This window comes from Furfurilactobacillus entadae, assembly GCF_045862745.1.
GTDB lineage: Bacteria > Bacillota > Bacilli > Lactobacillales > Lactobacillaceae > Furfurilactobacillus > Furfurilactobacillus entadae.
Genome location: NZ_BQXN01000001.1, coordinates 109,138 through 124,155 on the forward strand (window position 1 = coordinate 109,138; position 15,018 = coordinate 124,155).

The following is a 15,018-nucleotide window of genomic DNA, read 5'->3' on the forward strand; positions in this document are numbered from 1 at the left end:
AATGGTTGACATTTTGAAAGAACACTATAAAATAGTAAGTAAATTAATGGAGGGCACAACAATGACACCAATGGAAAATTTAAGTAATGCAGAATTGGCTGCGGCCATTAAACAACCCGGGAAGAAAATGCTATTCTTTACCGCAACATGGTGCCCGGACTGTGCTTTTATCAAGCCAGTAATGCCAGATATTGAAAGTAAATATGATCAGTACCAATGGTTACACGTTGACCGTGATGCTAACTTGGACTTTGCTCAAGAACTTGGTGTAATGGGAATTCCAAGTTTTGTTGCGTTTGAAGATGGGCAAGAACTTGGCCGGTTTGCCAATGCAGACCGGAAGACCCGTGCAGAAGTTGAAAGCTTCATCGACACACTCGAAGGTCAACCAGCATAAATGACTAAATCGGAGTCACCCAGCTAAATTTGCCGGGTGACTTTTTTATTTCAACGCGCACCGTGTGGTATGCTAAGTGAAAATAGGAGTGGGGTGCCGGAATGTTTTTTACAACAAGTGATCACGTACGATTGTCATATACAGATGAGGGGAGCGGGCAACCAATTGTCATCTTGACCGGCTTTGGCGGTGCTAAAGAAATTTGGCATGCACAAGTGCCCGTTTTAGTGGCAGCAGGTTACCGGGTCATTAATGTGGACGCAAGAAATCAGGGTACCTCGCAGCATACAAGTAAGGGGTGCCGAATCAGCCGTCACGGAATGGATCTGGCGGAAATCATTGACCAATTGGCGTTGAGAAACGTCATCTTATTGGGGAATTCAATGGGCGCCGCAACCATTTTTGCTTACCTCTCACTATTTGGTGATGAGAATGTTGCCGCCGTTATCGACGTTGATCAGAGTCCAAAAATGATTAACGAACCGGGGTGGTCGTATGGCTTTAAGGATGTGACGTGGGCGGAATTTCCAGATTACTTCCGGATGCCGTTAGGGTCAGCGACATTTAAGCACATTGACAACGATACGTATGCGCTGGTGCAACAGGTAGCGGCAACCCATCCGTTTGACGCGGCCATAAATGAACCCTTTTTATTCGATCATGCGTTCGCTGACTGGCGCGATGTTATTCGGCAATTAACCGTGCCACTACTGGTTATTGCAGGTGCCAAGTCGCCGTATTTCAATCCGGAATTTGCTCCCGTTGTGGCGGCGATGGCGCCAAAGGGTGCGGCGGTGATCATCCCTGATGCAGGTCACATTGTGATGGCTGAACAAAGTGGCGCTTTCAATGAAACACTGATGCCCTTTTTGGCGACGCTTGTTTAAGAGCTGTTGAGCAAAACGTTTGTCTCAGTGACTACTCGTGATATACTGAACAAGATGAAGGCAGGCATGTTTAAAATCACGGAGGGTGTGTTTCGTCATGAGTGAATCAGAATTGAATTATGCAGAACAGGTATTGGCAGATGCACCAGACGGGAAGGACTATGTGTGGACGTCTGAGTATACGGGGGCATAAGACAATGCCCATGAAAATTAAGCACGTTGATAACTGTGGGTTTGAATTTGATTTATCGCCAGCAGACTTTGCGGCAGGAAAGCGGTGCTACATCCATCTGCATTGTGGCTGGGTCGGATAGCATTTTATTGAAAAACGGTCGGCAATTACCGGATGATCAGGGACTCCGGAATTGCCGACCGCTTTAATTAATTGTAAGAAAAAAGACGTCCTCAACGGGACGCCAGCAAATGATAAACGACTGCTCGCTCACAGTTGGCGTTCATCGTGGATAGAAAACCTCTCCTATACCAATGACATTGTAACACGATAGTCTTGCTTATACAAACGATAGACCAATTTTAATAGTAATTTTGATTGTCTAAAATCAATAATCAGTAATTGTGGGTCTTAACTAGCGGCACCGTGAATTTCTGGTACAATTGAATTACGGGTTAAGTTTGCTGAAATAAGGAGAATGGATTATGTGGAAAAAAGTTGCGGCAGCAGTGACTGTTTTAATGTGTTTAGTGGTCTTAACTGCTTGTGGACGGAAAAGTTACGCAGGGGTTCAGTTATCGGACAAAAAGTATGAACGGGTCCAAACCTCAAACAAAAACATTGAGGCGTTAGTGACTGCGCTACAGAAGTTTCGTTATGATGATGATAAAAGTGCCCAACGGGTTTACAATGCCGCTGATAAATTAAACAAATCGTTGCAACCAGGATTAAGCACGAACCAACGGCACCATTTGGATGTTGCTTTGGGTTCTGGCACAACGGGTGTCAAAGGGATCGTTCAAAACGCCGCTAGCAAAGAATACGACTTTGACGATGAAGTTGCATCACAATTTCATGCGAACTTCCGGATTGTCTTTGATTTAGCTGCCTTCCCAATTGGCCATTCTGAACAGCAACGCAATAAGGTTGAGACGCAAATGCGGAAAGACACCAATGCGGACACAGAATTGTACAAAATTGGTGGTCAGGACTAGATTGTTGGCGATCAATTTATAATGATTTAGTAAAGAAAGAGCCATAAACCTTAAGAAGGCTTATTAATTGCGACTTCGCCAAATAAATTGCTACACTAGATTTAATAAAGAGCGGCAATTTAGTCAGGAGGGGTTTAGATGATTGCAGTTGTAATCCTAGTTGTTGTGTTAATTGGTAGTGGTGTATGGGAAATGATGAATCATTCATCTGCTGCCCATTTGACGACAAATAAAACAACGACGCGACCAGAGGGCCCTAAGCAACGGTCATTACGTCATTAATAATGAATAAAGCTTGATAAAAGTGGACCCGCCGCTGGTGGGGTCACTTTTTTGTTTTTACGCCGCCGCGTGCCCAAAGGAGGCGGGATTAACTAAACTGATTTAAGAAAAATCTGGTGATGTGTTGACGCACCAGTTGTTATTTGGTAAACTCGTAACGTTGTAATTGTGGACTTCCACACTGCAACCGCACATGCTAAGTCTTAAGTTTAGTTCATTTCGGTGGGCTGGCGCTTAGTTTTGGCGAGTCTGAGATTCTAATTTAAGGAGGTGCACAACGTGTACGCAATTATCAAAACTGGTGGTAAGCAATACAAGGTTGAAAAGGGTTCACCTATCTTTGTTGAAAAACTTGATGCAAAGGAAGGCGACAAGGTTACCTTTGACGAAGTTGTTTTGGTTGCTAGCCGTGCCATTAAAGTAGGAACACCTTTTGTTGAAGGTGCTTCAGTTACTGGGACTGTTGAAAAGCAAGGCAAGGAAAAGAAGGTTGTTACCTTCAAGTACAAAGCCAAGAAGAACCAACACACTAAGACGGGACACCGTCAACCTTACACGCGTGTTATGATCGATGACATTGAAGGCGCTGCAGCCTCAAAGTAATGTCGTTTGTTTCAGAACCGCTCGCTTAAACCACGCTAAGAAGATATGATAAAAGTTGATATTTCAAGAAATGCCCAGCACCAGCTGACCACGTTTACCATGACGGGTCACGCTGGCGCGGGGGAATACGGTGAAGACATTGTGTGCGCTGCTGTGTCAGTGCTCGCAATAACCACTGTTAATGCTTTAGATGCAGTGGCCGGGGTTCACCCGGAAATTACATCAGATGATGATAACGGTGGCTACTTGAAAGTGGTCATGCATGATCGCAATCAAGCCGCGGAGACGATTCTCGCAACGTTCACATTGGGACTAACGCAGGTCGCTCAGAAATACTCACAGTTCATGACGATTAGTGATGGTCACTTTATTTAATGGAGGTGTAACCACATGTTATTGGATATGAATTTACAATTCTTCGCTCACCATAAGGGGGGCGGATCAACTGCCAACGGTCGTGATTCAGCTGGTCGTCGTTTAGGGACTAAACGTGCCGACGGTCAACAGATCAACGCCGGTTCCATCATCTACCGTCAACGCGGTACGCACATCTTACCAGGCCTTAACGTAGGTCGCGGTGGCGATGACACGTTATTTGCATTGACTGATGGTGTTGTTAAGTTTGAACGTAAGGGTAAGGATCGCCGTCAGGTATCTGTTTACCCAGCTGTTGAAGCTGAATAATTAAGCAGTCAAACGGGTTTAATGTGCAAACATTAAGCTCGTTTTTTTTATTTTGTTAAGTCGTGAGAGGAGTGGGGTTAATGATCAGTGAACAACGCACAGCCCTGGTTCAAACCCAGTTGGCTAAGTTTCGGATCGATGCACTATTGGTGACGGATGTGACTAATTTGCAGTATCTAACCGGACTGGCTGACTTAGAGGGTTGTTTAGTGATTACCCAAACGTCAGTGGCCCTCATTACCGACCGCCGGTTTGAAACGGTGGCGCAAACGGTCCTTCCAGCAACAGTTGACGTTATTTTGACGCGAGACTACTGGCAAGCCGTGGTGAATTTCACCCAATCTGCACACATTGATGTGCTTGGCTTTGAAGATTCAATGCCGTATGCGGTGTGGTCGTGGCTGGACGAAATGCTCCTGGCGGACTTTGTCGGGTTAACGGGTGTTGTTGAGGCCGTTCGTCGCTTTAAGGCACCGGCCGAGCAAGCGGCGTTACGTAAATCGTGTGCGGTGGCCGTTGCTGGTTACGCAGCTCTCATGGCTCATGTTCATGTGGGGATGACGGAACGCAAAGTGGCTAACTGGCTGGACGCGTGGATGCGTGATCATGGGGCGACACACGCCTCGTTTGAAACGATTGTCGCTAGTGGTGTCCGGGCAGCTGAACCCCATGGTGCGGCAACGACCAAGCCGTTAGCACTAGGGGGGCTTGTCACAGTCGATTTCGGTTATTATGTTGATGAGTACACGTCGGACATGACGCGGACGTTTGCCTTAGGGACCCCCGCACCAGAATTGGTGACGATCTATAAGGCCGTTCAGACGGCAAACGAAGCCGTGATCAATGCGGTGAAACCGGGGGTTACTGGGCCAATGTTGGACCAAACCGGTCGTGAACTCATCGAAAATGCCGGTTATGGCGCAGCATTTAATCACGGGATGGGGCACGGAATTGGGTTGTCGATCCACGAAATGCCGGTAAGCTACAGCGCCATGAGTGATTATGTGGCTCAAACCAATGAAATTCTCACGGTTGAACCCGGAATTTACGTTCCTGGCCTTGGTGGCGTGCGGATCGAAGACGATGTACTGGTGACGGCAACCGGTGTTGAAATCCTCACACCAGCCCCAAAAACGTTACAAATTTTGTGAGTGATTGAATCCCCTGCTATTGCAACGGCGGGGCGCGTTACTGTATACTGAACAAGAATGAATTTTAGGAGGAACAATTATGTCAATCTCAACTGCAGATTTTAAAAACGGCCTTACGATTGAAGTCGATCATGCTATCTGGCGGATCGTGGAATTCCAACACGTTAAGCCCGGAAAGGGTGGCGCGTTTGTCCGTTCTAAGTTAAAGAACTTACGGACTGGTGCCGTTCAAGAAAAGACTTTTCGTGCCGGTGCAAAGATGGAATTAGCTGAAATTGCCCAGGCAAAGATGCAGTACCTGTACAACGATGGTGCTAACTACGTGTTCATGGACACGGATACGTATGACCAAGTTTCCATTCCAAACGATCAAATGAAGGATGCTTCTAAGTACCTGTTGGAAAACATGGAAGTCAGCGTAACGTCATTTGGTAACGAAATCTTGGGTGTTGAAGTGCCTAACACCGTTACATTAGAAGTTGCTGAAACAGAACCCGGCATCCGTGGCGACACGGCTACTGGTGGCTCAAAGCCTGCAACCATGGAAACTGGTTTGGTTGTTCAAGTGCCATTCTTTGTTAACGCAGGGGACAAGTTGATCATTAACACGCAAGAAGCTTCGTACGTTTCTCGCGCGTAGTTCAGATTGGAGGCCATTATGCCTGAAGTCAATAACATTACATTGAACCAACCGGCTGATGCTTTAGGAACCATTGAAATCGCGGCGGACGTTTTGGAAATTATTGTTGGTGCAGCGGCAAGCCAAGTAGACGGTGTGAACCGGATGCGGGGCACGATTGCAAACAACGTTTCCGAACTGTTCGGCCGGACGGAACTTAGCAAGGGTGTTAAACTCAGCATCGATCACGACACCATTTCTGTCGATGTGTTTGTTTACCTTGACTATGGGGTTAATGTGCCTAAGGTTGCTTTAGCAATGCAGGATAAAGTGAAGCAACAAGTTTCATTGATGACTGAATTAGCCATCAACGAAGTGAACGTGCACATCGTTGGCATCGTTCCAGAAAAAAATGACTCAGAGATTGACCCTGACGATATTTTTGGCGATCATGCACAGGCCACGGATGTAACGGGGACCCAGTCTAGTAAAGATGGTGACCGGTAGTGGAGTTAACGAGACATCAAATTAGAGCAATCGCGTTTCAAGTTCTTTTTGCAAAGAACGCGAACGCCGACGCTGATTTAGACGCGTTGTATCGGCAATTATTGTCGACAGCAGACGATCAGCCAACCATTGTGCCAGAGTACCTCGTAACCTTGGTTAACGGTGTTTTGGCGAAAACGCCAGAGCTAGATGAACAAATTGGTCAAAACTTGGCTGACAAGTGGACGGTTAAACGACTGTCAAATCCCGATTTGATCATTCTCCGGTTAGGTTTGTACGAGATGGAATTTTCCGCAGAAGTACCAACCCGGGTTGCGTTAAACGAAGCCCTGGAGCTTGCTAAAGAATTTTCCGATGATACATCACGCCGTTTTGTTAACGGGGTGCTTTCAAAACTCTTCGATGAGGCTGATCGCACCGCTGAATAGTCGGCTTAACACCAGTTTTTGTTGTAACGAAGTTCCGTTGATGAAATTCGCGGAGCCGTTATGAGAAAGACTGGTGTTTTTGTGTCAACTGGGCATAATTGAGCGAGGAGATTGGTCCGGAATGTACATTTATCGGGGCTGAATGTGGTAAAATTTATGCAGTATAAAATAATAAAGGGGCGATGACATGACGGCGACAATCATTGATGGACGGCAAATTGCCAAGGAATTAAACGAACAAACAGCTGTCCAAACGGCAGCATTGACGCAACAAGGTGTCATTCCTGGCTTAGCAGTCATTATGGTCGGTGATGACCCAGCAAGTGCCATTTATGTCCGTAACAAGGAACGACGGGCGGCTAAATTGAAATTTAATTCAGTGGTTAAGCGGCTCCCGGAAACTGCTTCGCAGGCGGAAGTAATTGCCCTGGTGGAACGATACAATCAGGATCCTGAAATTCACGGAATTCTTGTTCAGTCGCCAATGCCAGCGCAGATTGATGAGGCGGCGGTGGTGCTCGCCATTGATCCGAAAAAGGATGTCGATGGCCTTCACCCAACTAACTTGGGGCGGCTGTTTGCTGATATTGGGGATCATTATCCAGTGGCTTGTACCCCAAAGGGGATCATGACGATGCTTCACCATGAACAGGTGCCACTGGCAGGTAAACAGGTCGTGATGATCGGCCGGAGCCGACTGGTTGGAAAACCCATGATGGCACTACTGAATAATGCAAACGCAACGGTGACACTGGCGCATCGGTATACGGATGACTTAGCATCACTTACCCAAGCGGCGGACGTGGTGATTGTTGCCGTTGGTCAGGCAGATTTATTAACGGCGGCCATGGTGAAACCTGGTGCCACGGTGATCGACGTTGGCATGAACCGGCGTGAAGACGGAACGTTAACGGGTGATGCTGCCGCTGATGTTGAAACAGTGGCTGGTCGGCTAACGCCCGTTCCCGGTGGGGTTGGCCCAATGACGATCGCAACGTTAATGCAGCAGACCGTGCAGTTAGCGGCGTGGCAAACGGGTAAGCAGGTGACCGACTAATGTCAGAACCAGAGTATTTAACGGTCACCACGTTGACCCGGTACCTCAAGCGTAAGTTTGACGCTGATCCATACCTTGGCCGGGTTTACCTAACGGGTGAAATTTCTAACTTTCGCCCCCGGCCCAATGCCCACCAGTACTTCAGTTTGAAGGACGACCACGCAAAAATTAGTGCCATCATGTTTAAATCAGCGTTTAGCAAGGTGAAATTTCAGCCTGAAGAAGGGATGAAGGTGCTGGTGACCGGGCGGATTTCCTTGTACGAGGCGTCTGGGAGCTACCAAATCTATGTGGAGCGAATGGAGCCAGATGGGGTTGGGGCACTGTACCAAGCGTACGAGCAGCTGAAGAAGAAGCTGGCGGCGGAAGGCTTGTTTGCACAGGCCAAACGACCACTTCCCCGTTATCCAAAGCGGATCGCAGTCATTACGAGTCCTTCCGGTGCCGTGATTCGGGACATCATTACGACAACGAGACGCCGGTATCCCATCGCGCAGCTGGTGTTATTTCCCGCCCAGGTTCAGGGGGATGCTGCCGCCGCAGAATTAACTGCGCGCATTCAACAGGTAAACGCCCGTGGCGATTTCGATACGCTAATTATTGGCCGTGGTGGTGGGTCCATCGAAGACCTCTGGCCGTTTAACGAGGAAATAGTGGCGCGGGCAATTGCTGACAGTGTGATTCCAGTGATTTCATCCGTTGGACATGAAACGGATACAACAATTGCCGATCTTGTGGCCGATGTACGGGCGGCAACTCCGACTGCGGCGGCCGAATTAGCCACACCGGTATTGAGTGAAACACTTTTGGGGTTAACCCAATTACGGAACCGTTTATTCCAAGCCCTTGAAACAAAGGTGAAGGTGGGGCGGCAACAGTTGGCCCGGGTCCAACAGGCCTACGTCTTTACGCAACCCCAGCGGTTGTACGAAGGGTACGCCCAGCGTGTGGGTCAATTGACCGACCAATTACAACACGCGCAGCAACAAATTCTTGCGGGGAAACAGCAACAGTTTGTCACCGTCCATGCCCGTTTAAATAGTCGGTTGCTATCGACACGACTAACGCGGTTACAGGATCAATTGACCCGGCAACAGCAACAACTTGACCGCGTGCAAACAACGTTTATTCAGGAGCGGCAGACGACAGTGGCTGGTTTAATTGAACAACTCGATCTTTTAAGCCCGCTCAAGGTGATGACCCGTGGATATAGCTACGTGACGCAGGATGATCAGGTGGTTAAATCTGCCCGCCAATTAGTTGTTGGCGAACAGGTAACGTTGCACCTAGCTGATGGTCAAGCACAGGCAACCATTAAAACAACAACAGAGGAGCAAACAGATGGCAAGTGAAGAAAAGAAGCAGCCGACCTTTGAAGAAAATTTAGCGACCCTCCAAGAAATTGTGAATCAATTGGAACAGGGTGATGTGCCGTTAGAAACGGCGTTGACGCAGTTTCAAGCGGGCGTTAAATTAAGCAAGCAGCTGCAAGATACCCTGACTAATGCTGAACAGACATTGACCAAAATGATGGATGAAAATGGCGATGAGACCGCCTTTGAAACGGCACAACCAGCGGATGGCAATGATGAATGAGCGACTAACGACGTTTGAAACAACCTACGGCCCGCAAATTGAGGTCTGCTTAGCAGACCGGATGGCATCAGCGGCAAACCAAGAACAATTAGCGGCGGCCATGCGGTACTCGGTTATGGCGGGTGGCAAACGGTTGCGACCGTTGCTGACACTTGTGGTGCTGAGCAGTGCTCAGGTTTCGGTAACACCAGCACGGTTGCAGGCGGCCTGTGCGTTGGAGTTGGTTCACACGTATTCCTTGATCCATGATGATTTGCCAGCCATGGATAATGATGATCTTCGCCGTGGTAAGCCAACCAATCATAAGAAATATGGTGAGGATGTTGCCATTTTGGCCGGTGACGGGTTGCAAACGTTGGCATTTGATTGGCTGGCCCACGTTGAACTCCCTGCTGACGAACGGTTGGCGTTAGTTCAGGCATTAGCGACTGCTGCCGGTCCGTTTGGGATGGTGGCTGGTCAGGCCGAAGACGTCACCACAACGGGCCATCGGATCGACTTGGCGCGGTTACAAGCCTTGCACCGCCGCAAGACCGGCGCGTTACTGATTGATGCCGTGGAGGCTGGGGCCATCATGGCCCATGTAACAGCAGCCCAGCGGCAGCGCTTGGTGGCGTTTGGTAATGCGTTTGGGCTAGCCTTTCAGATTTATGACGACATTTTGGATGAGACCAAAACGGCGACTGAATTGGGGAAGACACCGCATAAAGACGAGGCAGAGGGGAAGAATACCTACCCACAACTGCTTGGGATGGCTGCGGCACAAGCAGCGTTACAAGAAAGTCTGGCTCAGGCTGAGGCAAGTTGCCGTGAGCTAACAGCATTGGGCTTAGACGGGGCCGTTTTGGCCGCCTTCTTGAGTTATTTTGAGGTTAATTAAGAGAGGAAAAATCAGTAATGGAAAAGCAACGGGTGGACATTCTCCTAGTTGAACAGGGGCTCTTCACATCGCGTGAACAGGCTAAACGGGCCGTTATGGCTGGTGAAGTGTTGGGTAAAAATGAAGAACGATTAGATAAACCAGGAGAAAAGATCCCAACGGATACGGAGCTGCACATCAAAGGTGCACCCATGCCGTATGTGAGCCGTGGGGGCTTTAAGCTGGAAAAGGCACTGACTGTGTTTGACATTAGCGTTGCCGACCAGGTCGTGTTGGACATTGGGTCATCAACTGGTGGATTTACGGACGTGATGCTTCAAAACGGGGCCAAGTTATCATACGCCCTGGATGTTGGGAGTAACCAACTGGTGTGGAAGCTCCGTGAAGATCCCCGGGTGGTCGTGATGGAACACACGAACTTCCGTTACGCTAAGCCAACAGACTTTACCCACGGATTGCCAACGTTTAGTAGTATCGACGTGTCGTTTATTTCACTGCACCTGATCCTACCGAACCTTAAAACGATTTTACAGCCTGAAGGGCACGTGGTGGCCTTGATCAAACCGCAGTTTGAAGCCGGAAAAAACAAGGTCGGCAAGCACGGGATCGTGAAGGATCCAGCGGTTCACGAAGCCGTCTTGAACGACATTGTCGCGTTTGCAACAGAAACAGGGTACGATGTGGCCGGTCTTGATTTTTCACCCATTAAAGGTGGCGGCGGGAACATCGAATTTTTGATTCACCTGGTGAATGCAGAAACGACCGGGACGGTTGCGGCAAACGTTTCGGTAAAAGAGACCTTGGCAGCGGCCAACACACAGTTAAATCAAAAGGTGAATGAAGCGGATGATTAAAAAACAGGAACGACAAGCAGTGATTCGCCGGGTGGTCGCCAACAACGTTGTGCGCACCCAAACGGAACTTGTGGGTTTACTTGGTGATGAGGGCCTGGATGTCACGCAAGCGACCGTGTCGCGGGACATCACAGAGCTACAATTAATTAAAATGCCGGATGACGAGGGCCACACCTACTACACGTTTGCTGCTGACCGGCCGGTTGATGGTGAAGCCAAGCTGCGCCGCAACTTAAACGGAAACGTCATCAACATTAGCGTGAATGACCACTTTTGTTTGCTCAACGTCTTGCCTGGTAACGGACCCGTTATTGGTAGTTTGATCAAACAATTAAAGTATCCCGAAGTGTTTGGCGTCTTGAGTGACGATAGCACCGTTTTGGTCATCGCCACGGATGCTGCCAGTGCGCAAAAGACACAGGACCGGTTCATCACCCTGGGGACACAGCGATAAACGGAGGGCGCAATGTTACAGGAATTATCGATTAAAAACTTTGCAATTATTGAACAACTGAACATTGCCTTTGACGACGGAATGAGCGTTTTGACGGGAGAAACTGGGGCCGGGAAATCAATCATTATTGATGCTGTGGGTCTTTTGGCCGGCGGGCGGGCTTCCAGTGATTTTATCCGGAAGGGCGCGACTAAGGCGGTCATTCAGGGACTGTTTGTCCTTCCTGACACGTCACCGACGTTTGCGCTGTTAACCACCCTGGGCATTGATTACGAGGATCACCAAATCGTCATTGACCGCGAATTGAACCGCAACGGGCATAACACAAGCCGCGTTAATGGGTCGTTGGTCAACACTACCACGTTGAAACAGGTGGGTGAGACGATGGTCGACATTCACGGGCAAAATGAACATCAGGAACTGATGCAGCCGGACAAACATCTTGCCCTCCTTGATGAATTTCAACCACAGGCGCTGGCTGACTTAAAGGCAACGTACCAAACGCAGTATGCCGAGTATCGGCGCCTATCTGCGCTTGTGACGAACAAACGGGAACACGCGCAGGAATGGGCACAACGGTTTGATATGCTAACGTTCCAGGTTCAAGAAATTGATGACGCACAGCTGCAACCGGATGAAGAGGATGCGCTAATTAGTGAGCGAGATCATCTTGCGAACTATCAAAAGATCGTGACGGCACTAGAAATTAGTCACGAAGCCATTGATGGGGGTGAAGATCAGTCTGCTTTGGACCGCATCGGAAGTGCAATGACGGCAATGCAAGACATCGAACCGTTCGATCCAGCTTACGCCACGTTATCGGAAACGTTAGCAAATGCGTATTATGGCCTTCAGGATGTGGCTAACGGCCTTTCGACCCAGTTAGACGCACAGGAATTCGATGAAGGGCGTTTGGATGAAATTGAAGCCCGACTAGAAGTGATCCATCAACTCAAACGAAAGTATGGGGATTCGATCACTGCGATTTTGGCCTACTTCGATAAGATCAAGCATGAACGTGACAATATGCAGGGCGCCCAGGCGGATGATGACACACTAACGGAACAATTGGCCGCTGCGAAAGCTGCCCTGCAGGATTCTGGTGCCCGGCTAAGTGAGAAACGTCATGAGTTAGCCGGGCAATTAGAAACGGCGATTCACGAGCAACTGGCAGCGTTGTACATGGCGAAAGCTGTCTTTAGTGTTTGCTTTTTAGCGCACCCAGACACGACGTTTTACAGCACGGGGATCGATCAAATTGAATTTTACATTCAGACCAACCCTGGGGAAGACCCCAAGCCATTGGCCAAGACGGCTTCTGGTGGGGAACTCTCACGAATGATGTTGGCATTAAAAACGATTTTTTCTGAAACGCAGGGTGTGACCAGCATCATCTTTGATGAAGTGGATACCGGCGTGTCCGGGCGTGTTGCTCAGGCGATTGCAGAAAAAATCATGGTTATTGGCCGTCATTCGCAGGTGCTTTGCATCACCCACTTACCACAAGTGGCCGCCATTGCGGACCATCAGTTCTACATTCAAAAGCAGATCGTTGGGACACGGACCAAAACGACGGTTGAACGGCTCACAACAGCTAACCGGGTCAATGAACTTGCCCGGATGTTGGCGGGCACAACGGTCACTAAATTGGCAACTGAACATGCCTCAGAGCTCTTAAAACTCGCTGATGCCGAAAAGGCAGCACTTGAGGATTAAATGCCCACGATAAAAAGCCCACAACCGCATGTTGAAGCGGTTGTGGGCTTTATTTTGGTTTTATTATCGTTAGCGGTGTGATTAAGCCACCATCATGCCATAGCAAACATCACGAATTTGTTCGGGTAAAATGATGTAGACGACTTGGCTCGCATGGTTAGTTAACGTGAGGACCCCGTGGTCTTGACGTAACGTGCCCGTGACCGTTGTGAGGTGCCGGGCGAAGACGTCTGCTTGGTTGAGCATGATGGAGACGACTGCATGATGGGCAAGTGCGTCATCTAACGTCTCGATGATGGCATCAGCTGACAGTTGTGGGTGGGTTAAGGTATCACCGCGTTCAGCTGTAAAGAAACTGCGGAGGCGTTGCTTCATTGTTGGTTGAGTGTGCCGCTTTGCAACCTTAGCTGGGCGAACCAACCGGTGCTTGGCGTAACTAATGTAAGTGTTGGGTAATAATTGATCCATGATAACTGACCTCCGCAAGAATGTTCGTTTAATGCGAACACGTGTTTGAATAAATTCATTATACGAACAACCGTTCGAAAAAGCAAGCCGCAATTAACAATAAATTTTTGGTTCAAACATAAGTCGATTGATGCTGAGCTACTGATGGTGAATTGATAAGTTGCCAGGCCGGCAATGAATGAAAACCTGTTGAGTGAGAAAAAACGGTATTGGGCACGGAAAAGCGCTTGAAATTAAGGCTAAAAAAGTTCAGAATGGTTATTAAATTCTTTTGATGAGCGCTTTTGAAAGGAACGAAGTTGTTGATGTCGAAACAGGGAATGTTGATCGTCTTATCTGGGCCATCTGGCGTGGGTAAAGGGACGGTTCGTAAAGCAATGTTTGAACAGGGGGGCACTGACTTTCAGTACTCCATCTCCATGACCACGCGACAACCGCGTGATGGGGAAGAAGACGGGAAGGATTACTTCTTTGTCAGCAAGGCCGAATTCGAGGATCATATTGCCAATGGTGGGATGCTTGAATACGCGAAGTACGTGGACAATTACTACGGCACACCACTTGGCTACGTTAAGGACACGTTAGCATCCGGTAAAGACGTCTTTTTAGAGATTGAAGTCAACGGTGCGATGCAGGTTCGTGAGAAGATGCCAGACGGGGTCTTCATCTTCTTAACGCCACCAGATTTAATGGCATTAAAGCAACGACTGATTGGCCGGGGCACAGAACCCATGAACATCATTGATGAACGGGTGCACCAAGCTGTTAATGAAATTAAAATGATGCGTAATTACGACTATGCGGTGGTCAATGATGAAATTGATTTAGCAGTCGGCCGGATTCGTGAAATTATCCGTGCAGAACGTTTACGTGTGCCACGGGTTTACCCAGAGTATGCTCAAATGTTAGAATCAAAGGTAGAAGATTAATACCGCAATAGTGAAATGAGAAGGGATCTTACACATCATGATTTTATACCCATCAGTTGATAACTTATTAAAAAAAGTGGATTCACGGTACTCCTTGATCATGTTGGCCTCTAAGCGGGCCCATGAACTGGACGCCGGTGCTCAAGAATTATTGCCACGTTACCAGTCAGACAAGTCTGTTGGCCGTGCGTTAGAAGAAATTGAGGCTGGTGAAGTCACGATCGATCCTGATCACGAAGAAGACTTAGGGACAATGACACCACTACCAGAAGCGCCTAAAGCACCAGAAGCTGAGTAATAATTGAAAGAGGCATAATTGAAGCGACTAATTTTCCGAAG

General features: G+C 48.4%; 21 protein-coding genes and 1 other annotated feature. Of the genes, 20 read left to right on the plus strand and 1 reads right to left on the minus strand.

Annotation, left to right across the window (positions count from 1 at the left end; genetic code table 11):
• Positions 1-61: 61 nt before the first annotated feature.
• From ACKTR5_RS00615 to recN, 18 genes are all read left to right on the plus strand, one after another.
• Complete coding sequence (locus tag ACKTR5_RS00615) at positions 62-397, plus strand: thioredoxin family protein (protein WP_407878300.1); 336 nt, start codon at positions 62-64, stop codon at positions 395-397.
• A gap of 101 nt (positions 398-498) precedes the next feature.
• Entirely contained in the window at positions 499-1,284 is a 786-nt protein-coding gene (locus ACKTR5_RS00620) for an alpha/beta fold hydrolase (protein WP_407878301.1), read from the plus strand.
• A 657-nt stretch (positions 1,285-1,941) separates the two neighbouring features.
• Positions 1,942-2,451 (plus strand): hypothetical protein, encoded by a 510-nt coding sequence (locus ACKTR5_RS00625; protein ID WP_407878303.1) that lies wholly within the window; start codon positions 1,942-1,944, stop codon positions 2,449-2,451.
• Positions 2,452-2,589: 138 nt separating this feature from the next.
• The gene (locus tag ACKTR5_RS00630) at positions 2,590-2,733 is read left to right on the plus strand and encodes a hypothetical protein (RefSeq protein ID WP_407878304.1); all 144 of its coding nucleotides are present in this window, start codon (positions 2,590-2,592) and stop codon (positions 2,731-2,733) included.
• A 175-nt stretch (positions 2,734-2,908) separates the two neighbouring features.
• Positions 2,909-2,994, plus strand: a sequence feature (ribosomal protein L21 leader region).
• A gap of 18 nt (positions 2,995-3,012) precedes the next feature.
• The gene (gene rplU / locus ACKTR5_RS00635) at positions 3,013-3,336 is read left to right on the plus strand and encodes a 50S ribosomal protein L21 (protein WP_407878305.1); all 324 of its coding nucleotides are present in this window, start codon (positions 3,013-3,015) and stop codon (positions 3,334-3,336) included.
• Positions 3,337-3,381: 45 nt separating this feature from the next.
• The gene (locus tag ACKTR5_RS00640; RefSeq protein WP_407878306.1) at positions 3,382-3,711 is read left to right on the plus strand and encodes a ribosomal-processing cysteine protease Prp; all 330 of its coding nucleotides are present in this window, start codon (positions 3,382-3,384) and stop codon (positions 3,709-3,711) included.
• A 15-nt stretch (positions 3,712-3,726) separates the two neighbouring features.
• A complete protein-coding gene (rpmA, locus tag ACKTR5_RS00645; RefSeq protein ID WP_407878308.1) occupies positions 3,727-4,020 on the plus strand; it encodes a 50S ribosomal protein L27 in 294 nt (97 codons plus the stop codon).
• Positions 4,021-4,100: 80 nt separating this feature from the next.
• Positions 4,101-5,171 carry a M24 family metallopeptidase gene (locus ACKTR5_RS00650; protein WP_407878311.1) on the plus strand — a complete coding sequence of 357 codons (1,071 nt, stop codon included), beginning with the start codon at positions 4,101-4,103 and terminating at the stop codon, positions 5,169-5,171.
• A gap of 79 nt (positions 5,172-5,250) precedes the next feature.
• On the plus strand, positions 5,251-5,811 hold the full coding sequence (gene efp, locus ACKTR5_RS00655) for an elongation factor P (protein WP_407878313.1): 561 nt from the start codon (positions 5,251-5,253) through the stop codon (positions 5,809-5,811).
• 18 nt (positions 5,812-5,829) lie between these two features.
• Positions 5,830-6,297, plus strand: a complete 468-nt coding sequence (locus ACKTR5_RS00660; RefSeq protein ID WP_407878314.1) for an Asp23/Gls24 family envelope stress response protein — start codon at positions 5,830-5,832, stop codon at positions 6,295-6,297.
• Positions 6,297-6,725: a transcription antitermination factor NusB gene (gene nusB / locus ACKTR5_RS00665; RefSeq protein ID WP_407878316.1), complete on the plus strand. Its 429-nt coding sequence runs from the start codon at positions 6,297-6,299 to the stop codon at positions 6,723-6,725. Before ACKTR5_RS00660 ends, nusB begins: the two co-directional genes overlap by 1 nt.
• Before the next feature lie 187 nt (positions 6,726-6,912).
• Complete coding sequence (locus ACKTR5_RS00670) at positions 6,913-7,782, plus strand: bifunctional 5,10-methylenetetrahydrofolate dehydrogenase/5,10-methenyltetrahydrofolate cyclohydrolase (protein WP_407878318.1); 870 nt, start codon at positions 6,913-6,915, stop codon at positions 7,780-7,782.
• Complete coding sequence (xseA, locus tag ACKTR5_RS00675; protein ID WP_407878319.1) at positions 7,782-9,134, plus strand: exodeoxyribonuclease VII large subunit; 1,353 nt, start codon at positions 7,782-7,784, stop codon at positions 9,132-9,134. The genes ACKTR5_RS00670 and xseA overlap by 1 nt, the downstream gene beginning before the upstream one ends.
• Entirely contained in the window at positions 9,124-9,378 is a 255-nt protein-coding gene (locus ACKTR5_RS00680; RefSeq protein WP_407878321.1) for an exodeoxyribonuclease VII small subunit, read from the plus strand. Before xseA ends, ACKTR5_RS00680 begins: the two co-directional genes overlap by 11 nt.
• On the plus strand, positions 9,368-10,258 hold the full coding sequence (locus tag ACKTR5_RS00685) for a polyprenyl synthetase family protein (protein WP_407878481.1): 891 nt from the start codon (positions 9,368-9,370) through the stop codon (positions 10,256-10,258). The genes ACKTR5_RS00680 and ACKTR5_RS00685 overlap by 11 nt, the downstream gene beginning before the upstream one ends.
• 17 nt (positions 10,259-10,275) lie before the next feature.
• A complete protein-coding gene (locus tag ACKTR5_RS00690) occupies positions 10,276-11,112 on the plus strand; it encodes a TlyA family RNA methyltransferase (RefSeq protein WP_407878322.1) in 837 nt (278 codons plus the stop codon).
• Positions 11,105-11,566 (plus strand): arginine repressor, encoded by a 462-nt coding sequence (locus ACKTR5_RS00695; protein WP_407878324.1) that lies wholly within the window; start codon positions 11,105-11,107, stop codon positions 11,564-11,566. The genes ACKTR5_RS00690 and ACKTR5_RS00695 overlap by 8 nt, the downstream gene beginning before the upstream one ends.
• 12 nt (positions 11,567-11,578) lie before the next feature.
• Positions 11,579-13,282 carry a DNA repair protein RecN gene (gene recN / locus ACKTR5_RS00700; protein WP_407878326.1) on the plus strand — a complete coding sequence of 568 codons (1,704 nt, stop codon included), beginning with the start codon at positions 11,579-11,581 and terminating at the stop codon, positions 13,280-13,282.
• 81 nt (positions 13,283-13,363) lie between these two features.
• On the opposite strand, the gene ACKTR5_RS00705 is transcribed toward recN, so the two are convergent.
• Positions 13,364-13,750, minus strand: a complete 387-nt coding sequence (locus ACKTR5_RS00705) for a hypothetical protein (protein ID WP_407878328.1) — start codon at positions 13,748-13,750, stop codon at positions 13,364-13,366.
• Positions 13,751-14,055: 305 nt separating this feature from the next.
• Here ACKTR5_RS00705 and gmk point away from each other — a divergent pair, with 305 nt between their 5' ends.
• Complete coding sequence (gene gmk / locus ACKTR5_RS00710) at positions 14,056-14,679, plus strand: guanylate kinase (protein WP_407878330.1); 624 nt, start codon at positions 14,056-14,058, stop codon at positions 14,677-14,679.
• 37 nt (positions 14,680-14,716) lie between these two features.
• Positions 14,717-14,977 carry a DNA-directed RNA polymerase subunit omega gene (gene rpoZ, locus ACKTR5_RS00715; RefSeq protein ID WP_407878331.1) on the plus strand — a complete coding sequence of 87 codons (261 nt, stop codon included), beginning with the start codon at positions 14,717-14,719 and terminating at the stop codon, positions 14,975-14,977.
• The last annotated feature ends 41 nt before the right edge of the window (positions 14,978-15,018 follow it).